This window comes from Paenibacillus sp. JT31N17 (assembly GCF_056269255.1).
The window spans coordinates 103,939-121,804 of record NZ_JBWDNP010000007.1 but is presented as its reverse complement, the minus strand read 5'-3'; the positions used below and the strand labels follow the sequence as shown (position 1 = coordinate 121,804).

Genomic DNA, 17,866 nt, shown 5'->3' with positions numbered 1-17,866 from the left:
TCTATGAAACGTCGAACCAGGAAAATGTTGATTTGGACCGGGAGCTCGGTGCTTGCTATTTTGTTAATTGGAGGGGGGTTCGTCTGGTATCTCTATCACTCCGTTCATCAGGTTGCAGACAAGATCTATGAAAAACCGAATAAACCGGTCTATGTCAGCAAGGATCCTGATATCAAGAACGATATCGTGCCTGTATTTGATAATCTCGATGCTTTCAATGTCCTTGTAATGGGTGTGGACCAGCGGGAGAATGACAAGGGCCGTTCGGATGCGATGATAGTACTTACGGTGAATCCGTCGAAGCACTCGATCCTCATGTTCAACATTCCCCGCGATACGAGAACGGAGATTGTCGGACACGGGACGGTAGATAAGATCAATCATGCCTACGCCTTTGGAGGTGTGGATATGGCCATTCAAACGGTGGAAAATTTTCTTGATTATCCGATCGATTACTATATGAAGGTGAATATGGAAGGGTTCGAGAGACTGATTGACCAGGTGGGGGGAGTAACGGTCAATAATCCCTATTCCTTCAACATGCAGGGGCATGAGTTTGCCAAAGGCCAGCTGTCACTGAACGGCCAGGAAGCGCTGCTCTACTCCAGGATGCGGTATGATGACCCCAGAGGCGACCTCGGCCGGAATGCAAGGCAGCGGGAAATATTGATCGAAGGTATGAAAAGCTCGCTCAGCCTGTCCAATATCGTCAAGGTGCAGGGTTTGCTGAATGAGGTGGGCGACAGCGTGAAGAGCAATATTACCTTCGAGGAAATGAAAACATTTATAACGGATTACCGTCCCAATATTGATAAAATCGATTCTGTAGAGATCAAGGGCAAGGGCGAAACGATTGATGGCATCTGGTATTACATCATCTCGGATGCGGAGAAGAACCGGATTCATCAGGTCATCAAGGATCATCTGCAGGCGGGTTCCGCTTCAGCTCCGCTGACAGCGGCCAAATGATGTATAAAAGCGGTACTTGTCTCATAAAGTGTATAAGCTTTATGGGACAGGGGGTTATGGAAGAATGCGAGGAAAGCGCAAGACCGGCCCACTGGCATTCAAGCTGGTGCTGGGCGGCCTGATCATAATCGTGGCATGGATGACCTGGATCAACAGCGCCCGGATGTTCTCGCCAAGCGAAGAGAGCAATGCGCTTGACGCGGTGGAGCAGTTCTATAAATATGAGCAGGTAGGCGACTTCGGGAGCGCTTGGGAGCTGTTCCATCCTTTCATGCAGCAGCGCTTTGCCAAATCGGAGTACATCCAGAAACGGGCGCATATCATTTTGCAGGATTTTGGCGTAAAAACCTTTGAGTTTCATACCGGCACTCCGAAGCATATAACAGACTGGAGAATGAGCGAGGATGCGGAGCCAATTGCCGAGGTATACGAGATTGTCGTTACCGAGGTTTTTCACAGTCCCTATGGCAATTTCCAAATCGTTCAGCCGACTTATGCCGCCTATCATTCGGGGCAATGGACCTTGTTGTGGTCGTACCGGAAAGATATGGACACAAATAATTCACATTAGCTATTGACTTGATACTTAATGTATCATAAATTATGGGTGAGGGCTTTGTTTTTGGCAATTGGAAAGAGGGAACGCCAGCGATCCAAATTGCCGGAAAGAGAGCCCATATTTTTAACTTCCTAGATACATAATGTATCGTGACCATAAGAACGCCATTCCCCCGAACAGGAAGGTGAAAAGGATGATAACAGTTAATAAACCGGCTGCCCGGAACAGGCAGCATATGCGGATGCGGATTCGTGAAGGGATTCAGGTAAGCGTATTCATTGCTGGTGTACAGGGAAACAAGCTCGAATCAAGAGGCATCCCGGTGATGTTGAAGGATATCAGCCCTACAGGTCTGCGTTTTCAAACGCATCTTCGCTTTCCGGTCAGCGGGGACTACACGATCCGTTTCAATATCAAGCTGAATGAATGGGAGTTTAATATATATGGAAATGTAGTATGGAGAGGACGGGAAGAGAATCAGTACATGTATGGTTCTTTCTTTCAGCCTGATCCCAAAATGCGCCGTGCGCTGATTCGTGCGATTTCCTGGAAATTGAACGACCACAATCCCCATGGAAGCCGGATATATGAAATGTATACCCGCTTGAGCGAGGATAAGGAGCAGCTGGGCTTAATGGTAGATCTTAAAAGCTAGATTGAAGGGAGCGGGAAGCCAAATGGCTTTTCGTTCCCCTTTTGGGCTCGATTTGGACAGGCATGATTACCTCTTTTTGAAAACGCATACACGACAATATCCGCCAGAGTAAATCCTGCTAATATTGACAAAAAGAAGAATTTGTCATAATCTGAACTAAAAATAAGATACGTTATGTAACATAAAAATGATTTTTGCTACATAAAGTATAATATAGGGGTTTGAAAAGGAGATGGATTTATGCAAACAAGGAACACATTTTGTTGTGTAAGCTGTGAGGTTATGTACTCGTGCGAGGAAGCACATATGATCTTTCGGACAGGATTCTTTCGTAATGTGCATCCATTGGGCTGCTGTAAAGCCTGTTATAAGGAAGAAGAGAGTTCAAACGCCGCAGCACTTGTGGAAATCCCCCATTCTATTCATGGAGAAGAGGTTGCCTCTATCCTGCATATCCCCGTTCACGCTCATGTACCGGAGTTTCAAAAACCGGTCGGCTCGCCGGAAGTTCCTTTTTCCTGGGCAGTCTCCTTATAATTTCAATGAAGCTTTCATGCCTTTTCCTGGGCGCGGGGTACCGCTGACGGGGAAGGCATTTATTTTTTTCCTTTAATCTTAACTTCCAATCGTTTCCTTCGTTCAGTATAATGAGAGGGATGTGAGGCATCTTCAGCTCGTGCTTCATGTGAACAGGAGGAAAAAGATGGTAAACCCAACACCGAACGATCCCGTCGTTCAACTCAAGAATGTAACCAAGGTCATTGGACGCAGAACCATCATCGATCATGTGACGCTTGATCTGCCTCCGGCGGAGGTCTTTGGCTTTCTGGGGCCCAACGGCTCCGGTAAAACAACAACCATCCGCATGATGGTTGGACTCATGGCGATGACGGACGGCGATGTGATCATTCGCGGTCATAGTGTTCGGACCGATTTCGAGAAGGCCATCCGCCATGTCGGCGCCATTGTAGAGAACCCGGAGATGTATAAATATTTGACAGGTTTCCAGAACCTGCTGCATTATTCACGCATGGTTCCCGGTATTACCCGGCAGCGCATCGATGAGGTTGTAGAATTGGTGGGCCTTACAGCCCGTATTCACGATAAGGTGAAAACCTACTCTCTCGGGATGCGCCAGCGTCTGGGCGTTGCCCAGGCAATTATGCATAAGCCGTCCCTGCTGATTCTGGACGAGCCTACTAATGGTCTGGATCCTGCAGGTATCCGCGAGCTTCGCGATTATTTGCGCAAGCTGGCCAAAGATGAGGGCATTACGGTATTCGTCTCCAGTCATCTGCTCAGCGAGATGGAATTGATGTGCGACCGTGTCGCCATTATTCAAGCGGGCAAGCTGATTGATGTACGAAGCATCCGCCAAGGGGTGCCGCTGGCCAGCGACCTGAATCGAGTATTGTTCGACGTGGACCGTCCCGATGACGCGGTCAAACTGCTTGCGGATAACGGTGCGATGCTTGAACAGGGTGCCGTGCTTGTAAATGCCGACAGGGAATCCATTGCCCGGATCAATGCCGCTTTGGTATCGGCGGGGCATAATGTATACGGAATTCGTGTCCTGAACAAGTCGCTGGAAGAGCAATTCCTCGAAATGACAGGAGGCGAAAGCGTTGTTTAACTTCTTACAGCTGGTCAGCAACGAGAATATGAAAATTTACCGCCGGATGCGGACATGGATCATGTTCGGCATCATTGCGGTCGTGCTGGTTGCCATATCGGTGATCGCAAAATTCGTTGGCGACGGTGATCCCGGCAACTGGTCGATGACTCTGATTGAATCCGATGTGCTTTTCATGTTCGTTACGCTGTTCACGGTCGTTGTTTCTGCGGATAGCGTCGCGGGGGAATTTACGAGCGGTACGATCAAGCTGCTGCTGATCCGTCCCTGGAGCCGCTCCAAAATTTTGCTCTCCAAGTATATCAGCCTGCTGCTGTTCGGTTTGTTTATGGCGGTTTTCCTGTTCGTGCTGTCGCTGGTGTTGAATCTTCTGTTGTTCGGCAACGACACCTCGCAGTCCTCCGAGGCTCTTTTCGGGATCAACAGGGATATTTCACCGTTTGCTTACATGCTGCTGTATTATGTGGCCAAATTTGGATCACTGATCATTACCGTCACATTGTCGTTTATGATTTCCACCGTATTTCGCAGCGGGGGCCTTGCGATCGGCCTTTCCTTGTTCGTGCTTCTCGGAGGCGCTTCGATCAGCGCGCTGCTGGGTATGCTGGATTATAAATGGGTCGATTACATTTTGTTCCAGCATATGAATCTGACGCAGTATATCAATAGCGGACCCAATGCCGAGGGTATGTCGCTGGGCTTCTCGCTGGGCGTTCTGGCCATCTACTATATCGTGTTTATGGCGCTCACCTGGCTGACATTCAACAAAAGAGATGTAGCTGCATAGACAGGCCTCCTATAGCCGATCTATGGCGGCAAAACATCCAATAAGAAGCCCCGCTGTCCGTCTTGCCGGAAGCGGGGCTTCTTGCCGCCTTCAGGAGAGGTCAGCCGGCTTGACGGGCCTTCTCCTTGGCTTGCTGTTCTTTGATGGCCGCGGCCGCATCAGCCTCGGCTGAACGGAGTGCCTGGTTGGGTGTTGACCGTTCCTTTTCCGGCTCCATAAGGCAGGTTCCGCTGAAGATGCCGCCGTCTTGGATAAGGAGCGAATAGGCTTGGATGCTTCCCTGCACCGAACCGGAAGAGGTGATGGTCAGCCGGCCTCCTGCTGTGACATCTCCTATCACTTTGCCGGCTACAACAACATCCTTTGCCGAGATATTCGATCTGGCTAAGCCGCATTCCCCGATAATGATGTCGGCCTTGCACTCGATGTCACCCCGGTATTCGCCTTCGATGCGAATGCTGGCCTCGCTGGCCAAGGTTCCTTCGATCAAGGTTCCTTGTCCGATCAGGGTATCGGTTGCGGTCGTCTTTTTGTTTTCCTTAAACATGGCCGGTCCATCCTCCCTCACCCCATGCAGCTGATTTGAACGTTTGCCTGGGGTTTCGTCTAGTATGGCGTCGATTCATGATGCTTTCTAGAACGTTCCTATAGCTTATTTATTCCCGGAAGCATGAAAACATGCCTGTAAAGAACGTATACAGCCAGCGGCGTAAGCTAAAGCTATATCTGCCAAGAGCAGAAAATCAGGGGGAAAGTTATGATTTGGGTTGTAGTTGCACTTCTTATTTTCATTTTCCAGATTGCGACTATTCTGATCGTGGAATTTCGCCGGCCTTCCAAAACAATAGCCTGGCTGCTCATATTATTTATTTTGCCTATCATCGGGTTTGTTATGTATTATTTTGTAGCCAAAGAATATCAGCGGCGGCGGACCGTGCGCAAGAGAGGCGTTATTGCGGAGGAAATAAGACTGCAGGCATTAATGCGCTGCCAAATCGTTCATCGTCCGGGAGATATGAAGAATAAGGAGTTCATGCATCAGGAGCGCCTGTTCCGATTGCTGCAGAGCATGAGCTTGTCCCCGATTACAAGCTGTAATGAAACGCAGGTTTTGACGAATGCGGATGCTGCTTATGAAGCGATTATGGCAGCCATCGAGCAGGCCAGACATCATATACATGTGGAATTTTATACGATTCGCGATGATGGCATTGGCCGGCGCCTGAAGGAAATTCTGATCCGCAAGGCGAGGCAGGGCGTAGAGGTAAGGATCATCTATGACGGCGTGGGGAGTCTTGAGCTCGGAGGGCGGTATTTGCAGGAGCTTGAACAGGCGGGGGTAGAGACCCGCTGTTTTCTCACACCGCGGCTGGCGTTTTTCGAGAAACGGATGAATTACCGCAATCACCGAAAAATTGTTGTGGTCGACGGGCTTACGGGTTTCTTCGGCGGGATCAATATCGGAGACGAATATTTGGGCGGCAATCTGAGGCTCGGATTTTGGCGCGATACGCATATGCAGATCAGAGGCGATGCCGTATATTTTCTTCAGGATGTATTCATGCGGGATTGGTGGTTCACTTCCAGGCAGCGTCTGGCTGATTCCGCTTATTTGCCGGAGCATAACTGCAAGGGGACGGAGCAGGTGCAGATCATCTCCAGCGGTCCGGACAGCAGTGAAGACGCTATTCTGGAATGTGTCTTTGCCGCCGTATCGGTAGCGAAGACGAGGATTTACATTACGACCCCCTATTTCATACCGGATCACAGCGTGCTGATGGGGCTGCGGACGGCTGCGCTCAGCGGAGTCGACGTGCGAATCATCATTCCGGGTGTCAGTGATTCCAAGCTGGTTCTCTTCGCTTCCCTCTCGTATGTGTCCGAGATGCTGGCGGCCGGAGTACGGATTTACCGCTACAAGAAGGGCTTCATTCATGCCAAAGTGCTGATTGTAGACGACTTTATGGCTTCTGTCGGATCGGCGAATATGGACATGCGCAGCTTCTTCAGCAATTTTGAATTGAATGGCCTGCTGTTTGACGAGAAAATTATTAAACGTCTGGAAACGGATTATATGACGGATATGGAAGACAGCGAAGAGATTCATCTCTCAAACTTTCAGCAGCGCTCCATATGGCGCAAGGGCAGTGAGGTGGTAGCCCGTATGTTATCCCCGCTGTTATAAGAAAAGGCCGTTCCGATCAAGCCCCCGCGGGCTAGAGCAGAACGGCTTTTTGCAAAGAACTTTGTGGTCAGACACTTTCCAGCGAAGGGCGGTCCAGACGAACAATATGGCTGATCGGATGTTCTTCTCCACGGATCAGGTTCAGCAGCAGATTCGCGGCAAGCATGCTGTAGACCGTTCCGTTGCCGCCATAGCCCAGACAATAATAGACCCGGGGCCATTTGGGATCTTCGCCGATAAAGGGCAGATTGTCTCTAGATTCGCCAAAGACAGCCGTCCAGTCATATTCCAGCCTGCCTGTAAACGAAGGAAAATGCTCCTTGATCCGATCGTACAGTTTGTCCGTACGCTTGCGGCGCTCGCTCTCGCTGTGGAGCGGTTTTGGGTTTTCCTCGTCCTGGCCTCCGGCGATAACTCTTCCTTCCGCGGTTGTTCGCATATAGAAATAAGGGCGGGCCGTTTCCCAGATCAAGATATTATCCTTCCAGGCCGAGAGGTCGGGCTGAGGCTCCGTTGCCAGGGCGTAGGTGCGGTTAACATCTGCTTTGACGAGCTGGCCGCGCAACTCCTCAGGCTCATAGCCGACCGCATAGATAACATGCTCCGCCTCCAGTACAATGCCGGTTGAGGTTGTCAGACGCTGAATGCCTTCCCCGGCAGCGGCATGATCCACAATATCGGTATGTTCATGAATAGATGCCCCCGCGGCTGCGGCAGCGTCGGCCAGGGCGTGAACGAACCCGTAAGGGTTGATTTCGGCATCGCCACGGGTGATGATCGCAGCGGGTTTATGGAATGGGTAATGGGTGCTGATTTCCTCGCCAGTCCAGAATTCCACATCGAAGCCGCTGCCTTGCAGTGCCTCAAATTCCTTGCGCAGCTTGGGAACATCCTGCTCTGTGCTGGCATAATAGAGACTGCTGCGGGGAATAAAGCCCACTTCCTTTCCAAGCTTGGCGGCGATTTCTCCGATATGTACAACAGCATCGCGGCAAGCCTTGTAGAACAGCACGGCATCCTGCCGGCCGATCTGCCCGATGAGCTCCGAAAGCATCACATCATTGCAGAACTGCAATATGCCGGTATTTGCGGCTGTGCTGCCTCCGGCAATATCTCCCCGCTCCACCATGCAGACGTCAATTCCGCTTTGGGCAAGGACGTAGCCGCAAATACTGCCAGACATACCGCCGCCAACAATCGCGACCGAGGTGCGTTTGTTGGCCGTCAGAGACGGATAGCGGCGAATATCGTTCATCGTTTCAAGCCAATAAAGCCGGCCATTGTACAAGTCTTTCATCCACATTCCTCCTGAGGTCTATTATGTCCAAATTCCGGTTCATGTATCATAGATTGAGCACGGTGAAAAGCGGATGTCCGCAGCAAAAAAGGAGGGGATTCCCCTCCTTCTTGAAGCAACTGACTTTGCCGCCAAAAGGACGGCGGGCAGGCGTTTCTTCTGAAATATAAGAAGTATAATATGTCTCTATACTTAACTTATATTTCTAAGGGAAGAAACTTGCTGCGCCGCCAAAAGGACAGCGGCAGCCGTTACTTTTTGACTACTCCTGTATGGGATCGGGGACGAGGCCCTCTTCTTCAAGCTGGCTGTTCGTCTTCATCCCTTTCATGTCATTGCCCAGTCGCTTCATATCCTGCTCATCCTGAACCATCGACCCGTTATGGGCATTCTCGATCGGTTCCGATTTGCGGCCCGCCTGACCGGCGGAAAGGGGTGAGTCAGGGCTGGCTCCGGTCTTGGGCAGCTCCGTTTGGTCCGGTTGATGTTCCATTTGGTTTCGCTCCCTCTTCTTCTTTTTTCATGGATTGAAACACATTAGCCGTTGATTCGGCGGCATTCGCCACTTTATCGGCGGTGGTTTTGCCAAGCTCGTTCACACGCATGGTCACATCGCTTGCCTTATCCTTCGCCTGGTCTGCCAGGGCGGCTGCCCGGTCACGCGCAGCTTCTGCCAGACTGACTGCAGTGTCGCGGGTAGCTCCGGCAATGTTGACCGCATGATCCCGGGCGGCGCCCGAAATCTCGGATGACTTGCGGCGGATTGTCTCACGCATATCTTTACCTGTTTTAGGCGTTAATAACACAGCAGCTGCGGCACCAACGGCACCGCCGATGAGTATGCCTTTGACCAAACTTCCACCCGTTTGTTTTGTAACCGTGTTTTCCATTTGAAGTCAACTCCTTCGTTTTACATAAATTAATAGATGCGAGTAACACCCATTATCTTCTTGTCTACTTATAAACCACTGATTGATGTTTGAAACGATTGCCCTGATGATGAATAATTTTCCAAAAATAAGGGAACGTATCTATAGACAGCATGTGCTTCATTATTTCCAACCGTACTAAACGTTCTTATAGATTATGAAAAACAGCCGCAAAAAAGGATGGTGCGAGATTGAATGTCAGATAAACCGAATACGGAACAGATGGCCATTCAGGGTTTGGGCGAACCGCTGGAGGTAACCATACGGGGTGACCGGGCAGAAGATATTTACAGCGGACATGTCGTTGTCGTATCCATGGACGGCAAAATCATGGCGCATGCCGGAGATCCGGATATATGGACCTTTATCCGCTCCACCGCCAAGCCTATACAGGCGATTCCTTCCGTACGGGCGGGTGTCATGGAGAAATTCGGCTTTGACACAAGAGCGCTTGCTCTGATGACGTCGTCCCATCGCGGTTCTCCCGAACATATAGCCGTGCTGGAACAAATGCTGAAGCTTACCGGGATCAAGGAAGCTGATCTGGTATTTGACGAAGCCAAACCTGCAGATCCCCGAACCCGTGATGAATGGGCGAGGAAGGGCGGTCTGCCCCGGAAGCTGTATCATGTATGCGCCGGCAAGCATATCGGCCTGCTTGCCATGTGCAAGCTGCGGGGCTGGCCAATGGAATCCTATACGGATCCGGAGCACCCGCTGCAGCAGGAGCTGCTGCAGACCATTGCAGCGATGGCCGATCTGCCGGCTGCAGAGGTCGGGCGAGCGGTTGACGGCTGCGGCCTGCCCGTCTTCGCTATGCCTTTATGGCGGCTTGCACTTATGTATACACGGCTCGCTGCCCAGTCCCCGGACGGGGCGGACGATGAAACCAAATCAGCGGCGGACCGGATTACGATTGCCATGAATGCCTGGCCCGACCTGGTTGAAGGAGAGGGGCGGCTTGCCAGCATTATGCTCGCCGACGGGACGGTTATTGCCAAAAGCGGAGCCCAGGGCTTATTCGTATTCGGCATGCGCCAGCAAGGAATTGCTGTAGCGCTGAAGCTGGCGGATGGAGGGGAGGCCTCACAGCCTGGGATTATCTGTTCTGTTTTGGAGAAGCTCCATGTGGGAGCGGATTTGTCGGAGCGGATAAACCAGCATTTTTCGGCAGATTTGTATAATGATGCAGGTCAGTTGATTGGACACCGGGAGTCAAGTCTGCGCCTGAAGTTTCATTAAAGGGATCCTGGAAGATGCATAAAGCGATGATTCCGCAGCTGGATTTGCCTTGGTCTATTCGGAAGTGTGGATATTCCTGCCAAGTTTCATGCCCGAAAGGATTGGTTTATAAGCATGATAGGAAGACGGGATAACAAATTCCACTTTGAATAGAAAGGGTGAGTGTCAATGTTAGGATGGGCTGTTCTTTGCTTCATTATCGCTGTTGTCGCAGGTATACTTGGATTCTTTACACTGGCAGCAGCTGCTGCGAGTATCGCTAAAGTCCTTTTCATCGTATTTCTGATTTTGTTTGTTGTATCGCTTATTTTCGGAAGAAGAAGAGCTTAACCGTATAATACTTGTCATTTTTGAAAAAGGAGGAATGAACGATGGAGATTCAAGTGACTAACGTTCATACAGTCGACAATATCCAGCAGGCGAGGGAACAATTGGAACGCTACAAAACGCGTGGTTACGACAAGGATCATCTCTACGTGCTGACTCATGACAAGGAGCGGAACAAACGGATTGCGGCATCTACCGATGCGGACGAGATCGGCGTTGCAGAGGAAGGGCTGGATACAGCCTTTGCCAATATTTTTCGCTCGCGCGGAGCGGAGCTTCGGGCCAAGCTGCGGTCTATGGGAATCAGCAAAGAAGAAGCGGAACGGCTGGAAGAGGAGATGGACAACGACCGGATTGTGGTTATCGCATGGGGCGGCAACCAGTACGACGATAATGATTACGATCCCAATATCGTTTATTTTCCGCCGCTCTTGATCTGACTTCAAGCTTCATAGCTTTTGAGATATACAAATTGCAGTAGACCGTTCGCAAGGAGAACGGTCTACTTTTTCATACATAATAAGAACGCGGGGGGAAGCGACGGCATGCTGCAAAGCCGGTTTTTTCGATTTTGTTTGGGTACGATTGCGCTGCTGATCATCATTTATTTGATCGCGGTGGACAGCTTTATTTTCATACCCTTGATTAAAATGGTCAATATTCTGATAGTCCCTTTCATGCTTGCCGGCTTCTTCTATTATTTGCTCCGGCCAATCGTTCATTATTTGGCGGATCGGCGGATGAGTAAAATCCTGGCGATTTTGCTTGTTTACTTGGGGTTGACAGTGGTTCTGGTCCTGGTATGGCTGGTCGTTTGGCCGACGCTCGTGCTTCAGATCAACACTTTCATCGAGAGTACGCCCAGGCTCATCGAGGGGCTGAAGGAGCAGATCTCCCGGTGGCAGCAGAACCGCATCGTCTTGCTGGTCAGCTCGAACAGCCAGACCGACATGTCGACCCGGATTTCGGATTATCTGAACGAAGCGATTACGACGGCGTCCAACTATGTGACCGACATCATCGCGTTTATTACCAATTTCGTTGTTGTCGTTGCGACCGCTCCGATTATTTTGTATTACATGCTCAAGGAGAGCGAAGCGATACCCCGATCGGTTCTTCATCTGGTGCCGGGACGGTACAGCCGCGACGGAAGAGAAGTGCTTGACGAAATAGATGCCGCACTTAGCGGATTCATCGTGGGACGGATGATTATAACCTTCCTGCTGGGCATTATGATGTATATCGGCTTTCTGCTCATCGGGCTGCCCTATTCCCTGCTGATCGCGATCATCGCCACCATTCTCAATATCATCCCCTACATCGGACCAATACTCGGGCTTGTCCCCTGCGTGATGGTCGCACTCACCGATTCGCCGATGATGGTCGTCTGGGTGCTGATTGTCGTTCTGATCGCGCAGCAGGTCGAAGGGAATCTCCTGTCTCCGCATATTTACGGAAGAAGGCTGGATATGCATCCGTTAACGACCATTGTCATCCTGCTCGTGGCGGTGGAAATATCAGGCATACTTGGCGCCATTCTCGCTATCCCGCTGTATATGGTGGTGAAAATCATTGTGGTGCGCGTCTACCGGCTGTTTTTTGCGGAAAAAGTCGAGGAGCTTGTAGAGTAGCAGAGGGAATAATTTACCCGGATTCCCCGGCTCCTCACTCGTCTCTCCTTGCTGGAAATAAACTCCGGCTCTGTTAACTCCGCTGCTTCCACAATGAAAGTCAAATCCGACTCCGGATATCGGAGGTAGTTCCTGATCAAGAACCGGTCAGCTCCTTGAATCCTGATTATTGTCCGGGCAGCCCTAAACCCGGCGCATCTCCTCGCGGTATGCGCTGGGCGAGAGCCCGTAGAAGCGGCGGAACTGCTTGGAGAAATAAAGCGGGTCCTGAAGGCCGACGGAAGCGGCGATCTGCTGGGTCGTCAGCTCCTGCCGCTCTCGCAGCAGCTGGCGCGCTTTATCCAGCCGAAGCTTGAGCAGGAACGTAACGGGGGTCATGCCGGTATGCTGTTTGAATACGCGTGACAGATAAGCCCGATTATACCCCATCGTCTCGGCCATCCGCTGGATCGAGACCGGCTCGGCGTATTGTGCGGATAAATAACGGATCAGCTGCTGGGTAATCGATTCGCTCTCATGAGCGGAGCCTGCCTGCCGGTCGTGGAGCAGATCTGCGGCAGTGCTGAATTCCGCGAATAACAGATGCAGGTAGCCGATAGAACGCAAATGAGCCGCACCCCCGCCCTGGCGGAAGGTCCGGTCCATGCTGCGGAACAATACGCCAATGCGCTTGTTTGCCCCCGTATCGATAACCGGCCGGGCAATGGTCAGCCCAGCCGACTCCGCAAGCTCCGCCGCCTGCCCGCCATTAAAGGCAATCCACCGGTACCGCCATGGATCCTGCTCGCTTGCCTCATAGCTGATGAGCTGCTCCGGGGGAATGAGGAAGGTTTGTCCCTGCCTGATTTCAAATATGCCGCCTGCGCAATGAAAGGTACCCGACCCTGACAATACATGATGCATAAGATAAAAGCTGTACACCTTCGGCCCGATGCGGTGAGCGGACTTGGTCTGGCTTTCTCCGGCAAACAGCACATACAATTCACTTTGCTCGCTTGGCACCGGATTGGAGACAACGGTGTAACTCACTTGTCGCGCCATTTATGGCAACCTCCCGATTGTAGCAGATATAATCAAGCTAAAAATGCGAATATCTTCAGCGGCGTTTCTTCCAACCGATAATTGCGGTGATGATTAATTCGACGGTCCTTACCGAAAATCCCCCAAAGACAAGTAAAATATTCGTTAACGCACCAATTTCCGAAGGGATTGGCGGCAGCAGAGGGAATATAGATGGGGGAGAATAAATATAGAAGGCGATAGGCGATTCGAGTGACAAAGGCAGGGTTCGTCAAGCCCGATGCCGATACCGCCGGAATACATACCGTGTTTGGCAATTCCGCAACAAAGTCACATTTCTCCATGCTTACTTCACATCAAGCCATTTTGTTCAACGGCACATTCCGTTATACTGTTCCTATACAAATCCTAAAAACAAACTTGCAAAGGAAAGTGGTGTGATAATGGCTGACCTTCAAGAGCTGACACAACGATTTCTGGAATTATACAAGGATTCGGCTGAGAGCATTCACATTTTTCATGCGCCGGGACGGGTTAACCTTATTGGCGAGCATACCGACTATAATGGAGGCTACGTGTTTCCGGCGGCGCTGACCTTCGGCACAACGCTGCTGATCCGCAAGCGCAGCGACAAGCTGCTCGGCCTTGCGACAACGAATTTTCCCGACCACAAGCATCTGCCGATCGAGCCGATTGTCTATGACGAGGCGGACGACTGGATGAATTATCCCAAGGGGATCGTCCATGAGCTGCAGCAGCAGGGCAGGACGTTCGAGACAGGCTTTGACCTGCTGTTCCATGGTGAAATCCCGAACGGTGCAGGCTTGTCCTCATCAGCCTCGATCGAAGTCGTGACGGCGTTTGCGCTGTTGACTATGGGAGGCTACCCGGTCGATACGGTGAAAATCGCCCTTCTGGCGCAAAAATCCGAAAATGAATTCAATGGTGTCCAATGCGGAATTATGGATCAGTTCGCCGTCGCCAACGGGAAGAAGGATCATGCGATCCTGCTGATGTGCGACACCCTTGAATATGATCTGGTTCCTTTCGATTCCGGAAGCTACCGGCTCGTTATCGGCAACACGAACAAACGCCGGGGACTGGTCGATTCCAAATATAATGAGCGCCGCAGCCAGTGCGAGCAGGCGGTGCAGGACTTACGGACCGCTTTTCCGGAACTTACGCTTCTCGGCCAAATTTCGCTTGAGGATTTCAACCGCACCAAGCATCTGATTGAGGACGACACGGTACGGCGCAGGGCTCAGCATGTCGTGGAGGAGATCGACCGCGTTATCCGCTCCATTACCGTTCTGAAGAATAATGACCTTGCAGCATTCGGTCAGCTGATGAATCAATCGCATGATTCGCTTCGCGATCTGTATGAAGTGACAGGCGAAGAACTGGACGCCATGGTGGCTGCCGCGCGCACTGTTCCTGGCGTTCTTGGCTCGCGGATGACTGGCGCTGGCTTCGGAGGCTGCACCGTCTCCCTGGTGCACGAGGACAGCATCGAGCGGTTCAAGGCGGAGGTTAGCCGCCAATACACGGCTGCGACCGGGCTGGAAGCGGACTTCTATGTGTGCAAAATCGGCAATGGCGTGGAGCAGTTGAGCTGATCCCCCATGGCCTTCCCATAGCAAAAGGCATGTTTGCGAAGAAGCGCAGTCCAGCTCCTTCGTCACAAAATTTTTTAGAGGAGGGCACATCATGGCAGTTTTAGTTACAGGAGGAGCGGGTTACATCGGCTCCCATGCGGTGGCGGCACTGCAGGAACGCGGCGAGGAAATTGTAATTGTGGACAATCTGCAGCAGGGACATAAGGAGTCTTTGCTCGGCGGCAAGCTGTACGCAGGCGACCTGCGCGATGCGGATTTTATGGATACGGTATTCAAGGAAAATCAGATCGATGCAGTCATTCATTTTGCGGCCAATTCTCTTGTCGGCGAAAGCATGAAGGACCCGGGCAAATACTATCATAATAACGTCTACGGCACCTTGTGTCTGCTGGAGAAGATGAATCAATACGGCGTCAGGAAAATTGTCTTCTCGTCGACAGCAGCCACTTACGGGGAGCCCGAAAACGTACCGATTGACGAGCATGACCGTACGCTTCCCACCAATGCATACGGCGAGACGAAGCTTGCGATGGAGAAAATGATGAAATGGTTCGATATCGCCCATGGGCTCAAATTCGTCTCGCTCCGTTATTTCAACGCGGCCGGCGCGCATGCCAGCGGCAGAATCGGCGAGGATCATGATCCCGAGACGCATTTGATTCCTGTTGTGCTCCAGGTTGCGCTGGGCCAGCGTCCTCATATCTCTGTTTTTGGCGAAGACTATGCAACAGAAGACGGCACCTGCGTGCGGGATTACATCCATGTCAGCGATCTTGCGGACGCCCACGTATTGGCAGTGGAGAAGCTTCGCAAGGGTGGAGACAGCGCAGTATACAACCTGGGTAATGGTACGGGCTTCTCTGTCAAACAGGTGATCGATATTGCCAGGCAGGTGACCGGCAAGGAAATACCGGCCGTAGTGGAAGCGCGTCGTGCGGGCGACCCCGCTGTGCTTGTCGCTTCGTCCGACCGCGCACGCAGGGAGCTTGGCTGGAATCCGATCCGCAATAAGCTTGAAGATATTATCGGCAGCGCGTGGGCCTGGCACAAGGCCAATCCGCATGGCTATCAGGATTAAGAAGAAATGGGAATGGAGCACGCCTTCGACGGGCGTGCTTTATTTCCAACTATAAGCATGCCAACGTTTTTTTCTATATTTTGCTTACCGATTCGGAAGAAAGTAATCTGCAAGCGCCGGATACGGCGGGTGCCGTTTCTTCTTACACTGGAAAATACCGAGATTAAAGGAGCATTATCAATGACAGAATATGATCAAATACCCGATGGCGGCGAAGCGCTTCTCCTTATTGAACGATTGGTGCAGTTTGCCCGGCAGCGCGGTCTTATTGAGCCTCTGGATGTTTATTATTCACGCAATGCCCTGCTTGAATTGTTTGGCTTCTCCGAAGCTTATGAAGGAGAGGTGCCTGAAGAACAGCTGGAGAGTGCGCTCGAGCTGCTGGAGCCGCTGCTCAGCTACGGGGCTTCAATTGGCCTGATATCGGATAACACGACCACCTTCCGCGATCTTCTTGATGCGCGAATTATGGGACTGCTGATGTCGAGACCGGCGGAGACCGCTGGCCGTTTCGGCCGGCAGGCGGCAAGCGAGGGCATCTTCAAGGCTACCGATACGTTCTATCAGTTGAATATCGATTCCAATTACATCCGGATGGACCGCATTCGCAAAAATCAATACTGGAAGCAGACTACGGAATATGGCGAGCTCGAGATCACGGTCAACCTCTCCAAGCCCGAGAAGGATCCGAAGGAAATTGCTATGCTCAAGGCCATAGCGCCAAGCAAATATCCGAAGTGCCTGCTTTGCGCGGAGAATATCGGCTATGCCGGGCGCGCCGACCATCCCGCACGGCAGAATCTGCGGGTTATCCCGCTTGAGCTCACAGGAGAAGAATGGTATTTTCAATATTCCCCATATGTCTATTACAATGAGCACAGCATCGTTTTCAACAGCAAGCATGTACCGATGCGGATAACGCGTGAAACCTTCGCAAGGCTGCTGGATTTTGTCGACTCGTTTCCCCATTACTTCATTGGCTCCAATGCCGACCTGCCGATCGTCGGAGGATCCATTTTGAACCATGATCATTTTCAGGCGGGCAGGCATGTATTCCCTATGGAGACAGCGAAGGTGGAGACCGAGTTTGCGGACCCTTCGGCTGAGGGGCTGAGCTTCGGGATTGTGAATTGGCCGATGTCGGTGCTGCGCATTCATGGCGGCAGCAAGAAGGATGTTCTTCAGGCCGCCGGCCGAGTATTGGATGCGTGGAAAATGTACAGCGATCCGGACGCGGATGTGCTGGCTTTCTCGGACATCAACGGAGAGAAGATTCCGCACAACACGATTACCCCGATTGCGCGATTGCGTGATAATGGCCAGTATGAGCTGGATCTGGTGCTGCGCAACAACAGAACGAGCGAGGCGTATCCCGACGGGATTTTCCACCCGCATCAGGAATTGCATCATATCAAGAAAGAAAACATTGGCTTGATTGAGGTTATGGGGCTCGCCATCCTTCCAGGCCGGCTCAAATCCGAGCTGGAAGAAATAACAGGCCTGCTCACAGGCAGTGTTTCATACGATAAAGCTTCAGTCGAAACAGGCTCGCTCGACAAGCACAGCCATTGGGTCGATGCGCTGATCGCTGAGCATGGCACCAGCTTGACCCATGAGCAGGCAGTGAGCCTCCTGCACGATGAGGTTGGACGAAAATTCAAGGATGTGCTGATTGACGCGGGCGTGTTTAAACGGACGGATCATGGGCAGCGCGCATTCGCTGCATTTTTGCTGTCGCTTGGATTGACCGCCCGGTAAAACGGGCTCCTGCAGGTAAGAAAATCCGAAAGTAACCCGCAAGCCCCCTTAACTGAGGCTTGCGGGTTATTCTTCGTTATATGAGACATCCGGAAACCGATGATATTTATCAGGTTCGAGAATAAAAAAATATATGGTATTTTTTTATAATTTATAAAGGGAAATTAATATTTATGGCGA

At 51.4% G+C, this 17,866-nt stretch carries 19 protein-coding genes; 13 read left to right on the top strand and 6 right to left on the bottom strand.

The window, feature by feature from the left end; all coding sequences use genetic code 11:
• Positions 1 to 3: 3 nt before the first annotated feature.
• The 5 genes from AC0YOB_RS22185 (at position 4) to AC0YOB_RS22165 (ending at position 4,603) form a co-directional block, all read left to right on the top strand.
• Entirely contained in the window at positions 4 to 969 is a 966-nt protein-coding gene (locus AC0YOB_RS22185) for an LCP family glycopolymer transferase (protein WP_475794609.1), read from the top strand.
• A gap of 64 nt (positions 970 to 1,033) precedes the next feature.
• Positions 1,034 to 1,540, top strand: coding sequence for a hypothetical protein (locus AC0YOB_RS22180; protein ID WP_475794608.1), 507 nt, complete (start codon positions 1,034 to 1,036; stop codon positions 1,538 to 1,540).
• A gap of 181 nt (positions 1,541 to 1,721) precedes the next feature.
• Positions 1,722 to 2,183: a PilZ domain-containing protein gene (locus AC0YOB_RS22175; RefSeq protein WP_210038281.1), complete on the top strand. Its 462-nt coding sequence runs from the start codon at positions 1,722 to 1,724 to the stop codon at positions 2,181 to 2,183.
• A gap of 703 nt (positions 2,184 to 2,886) precedes the next feature.
• Entirely contained in the window at positions 2,887 to 3,816 is a 930-nt protein-coding gene (locus tag AC0YOB_RS22170; protein WP_475794607.1) for an ABC transporter ATP-binding protein, read from the top strand.
• Positions 3,809 to 4,603, top strand: coding sequence for an ABC transporter permease (locus tag AC0YOB_RS22165; protein ID WP_475794606.1), 795 nt, complete (start codon positions 3,809 to 3,811; stop codon positions 4,601 to 4,603). Before AC0YOB_RS22170 ends, AC0YOB_RS22165 begins: the two co-directional genes overlap by 8 nt.
• A 100-nt stretch (positions 4,604 to 4,703) precedes the next feature.
• On the opposite strand, the gene AC0YOB_RS22160 is transcribed toward AC0YOB_RS22165, so the two are convergent.
• Positions 4,704 to 5,150, bottom strand: coding sequence for a bactofilin family protein (locus AC0YOB_RS22160; RefSeq protein WP_475794605.1), 447 nt, complete (start codon positions 5,148 to 5,150; stop codon positions 4,704 to 4,706).
• 210 nt (positions 5,151 to 5,360) lie between these two features.
• Between AC0YOB_RS22160 and cls the strand changes: the two genes are divergently transcribed.
• Positions 5,361 to 6,788 carry a cardiolipin synthase gene (gene cls, locus AC0YOB_RS22155; protein WP_475794604.1) on the top strand — a complete coding sequence of 476 codons (1,428 nt, stop codon included), beginning with the start codon at positions 5,361 to 5,363 and terminating at the stop codon, positions 6,786 to 6,788.
• 67 nt (positions 6,789 to 6,855) lie between these two features.
• Here cls and AC0YOB_RS22150 read toward each other — a convergent pair whose 3' ends face one another.
• From AC0YOB_RS22150 to AC0YOB_RS22140, 3 genes are all read right to left on the bottom strand, one after another.
• Positions 6,856 to 8,085 (bottom strand): NAD(P)/FAD-dependent oxidoreductase, encoded by a 1,230-nt coding sequence (locus AC0YOB_RS22150; protein ID WP_475794603.1) that lies wholly within the window; start codon positions 8,083 to 8,085, stop codon positions 6,856 to 6,858.
• 262 nt (positions 8,086 to 8,347) lie between these two features.
• Positions 8,348 to 8,578, bottom strand: coding sequence for a hypothetical protein (locus AC0YOB_RS22145; RefSeq protein WP_475768586.1), 231 nt, complete (start codon positions 8,576 to 8,578; stop codon positions 8,348 to 8,350).
• The gene (locus tag AC0YOB_RS22140) at positions 8,526 to 8,975 is read right to left on the bottom strand and encodes a YtxH domain-containing protein (protein WP_475794602.1); all 450 of its coding nucleotides are present in this window, start codon (positions 8,973 to 8,975) and stop codon (positions 8,526 to 8,528) included. Before AC0YOB_RS22140 ends, AC0YOB_RS22145 begins: the two co-directional genes overlap by 53 nt.
• 234 nt (positions 8,976 to 9,209) lie before the next feature.
• Between AC0YOB_RS22140 and AC0YOB_RS22135 the strand changes: the two genes are divergently transcribed.
• From AC0YOB_RS22135 to AC0YOB_RS22120, 4 genes are all read left to right on the top strand, one after another.
• Positions 9,210 to 10,256, top strand: a complete 1,047-nt coding sequence (locus tag AC0YOB_RS22135) for an asparaginase (RefSeq protein WP_475794601.1) — start codon at positions 9,210 to 9,212, stop codon at positions 10,254 to 10,256.
• Between the two features lie 168 nt (positions 10,257 to 10,424).
• A complete protein-coding gene (locus tag AC0YOB_RS22130) occupies positions 10,425 to 10,586 on the top strand; it encodes a DUF1328 domain-containing protein (RefSeq protein ID WP_210038290.1) in 162 nt (53 codons plus the stop codon).
• Between the two features lie 41 nt (positions 10,587 to 10,627).
• Positions 10,628 to 11,023: a YflT domain-containing protein gene (locus tag AC0YOB_RS22125; protein ID WP_210038291.1), complete on the top strand. Its 396-nt coding sequence runs from the start codon at positions 10,628 to 10,630 to the stop codon at positions 11,021 to 11,023.
• A gap of 105 nt (positions 11,024 to 11,128) precedes the next feature.
• The gene (locus AC0YOB_RS22120) at positions 11,129 to 12,214 is read left to right on the top strand and encodes an AI-2E family transporter (protein WP_475768590.1); all 1,086 of its coding nucleotides are present in this window, start codon (positions 11,129 to 11,131) and stop codon (positions 12,212 to 12,214) included.
• 183 nt (positions 12,215 to 12,397) lie between these two features.
• Here AC0YOB_RS22120 and AC0YOB_RS22115 read toward each other — a convergent pair whose 3' ends face one another.
• A complete protein-coding gene (locus AC0YOB_RS22115) occupies positions 12,398 to 13,255 on the bottom strand; it encodes an AraC family transcriptional regulator (RefSeq protein ID WP_475794600.1) in 858 nt (285 codons plus the stop codon).
• Between the two features lie 32 nt (positions 13,256 to 13,287).
• The gene (locus tag AC0YOB_RS22110; protein WP_475794599.1) at positions 13,288 to 13,578 is read right to left on the bottom strand and encodes a hypothetical protein; all 291 of its coding nucleotides are present in this window, start codon (positions 13,576 to 13,578) and stop codon (positions 13,288 to 13,290) included.
• A gap of 99 nt (positions 13,579 to 13,677) precedes the next feature.
• On the opposite strand from AC0YOB_RS22110, the gene AC0YOB_RS22105 reads away from it, so the two are divergent.
• The 3 genes from AC0YOB_RS22105 (at position 13,678) to AC0YOB_RS22095 (ending at position 17,686) form a co-directional block, all read left to right on the top strand.
• Entirely contained in the window at positions 13,678 to 14,850 is a 1,173-nt protein-coding gene (locus tag AC0YOB_RS22105) for a galactokinase (protein WP_210038294.1), read from the top strand.
• Positions 14,851 to 14,941: 91 nt separating this feature from the next.
• Positions 14,942 to 15,928: a UDP-glucose 4-epimerase GalE gene (gene galE, locus AC0YOB_RS22100; protein WP_475794598.1), complete on the top strand. Its 987-nt coding sequence runs from the start codon at positions 14,942 to 14,944 to the stop codon at positions 15,926 to 15,928.
• A 180-nt stretch (positions 15,929 to 16,108) separates the two neighbouring features.
• A complete protein-coding gene (locus AC0YOB_RS22095; RefSeq protein ID WP_475794597.1) occupies positions 16,109 to 17,686 on the top strand; it encodes a UDP-glucose--hexose-1-phosphate uridylyltransferase in 1,578 nt (525 codons plus the stop codon).
• The last annotated feature ends 180 nt before the right edge of the window (positions 17,687 to 17,866 follow it).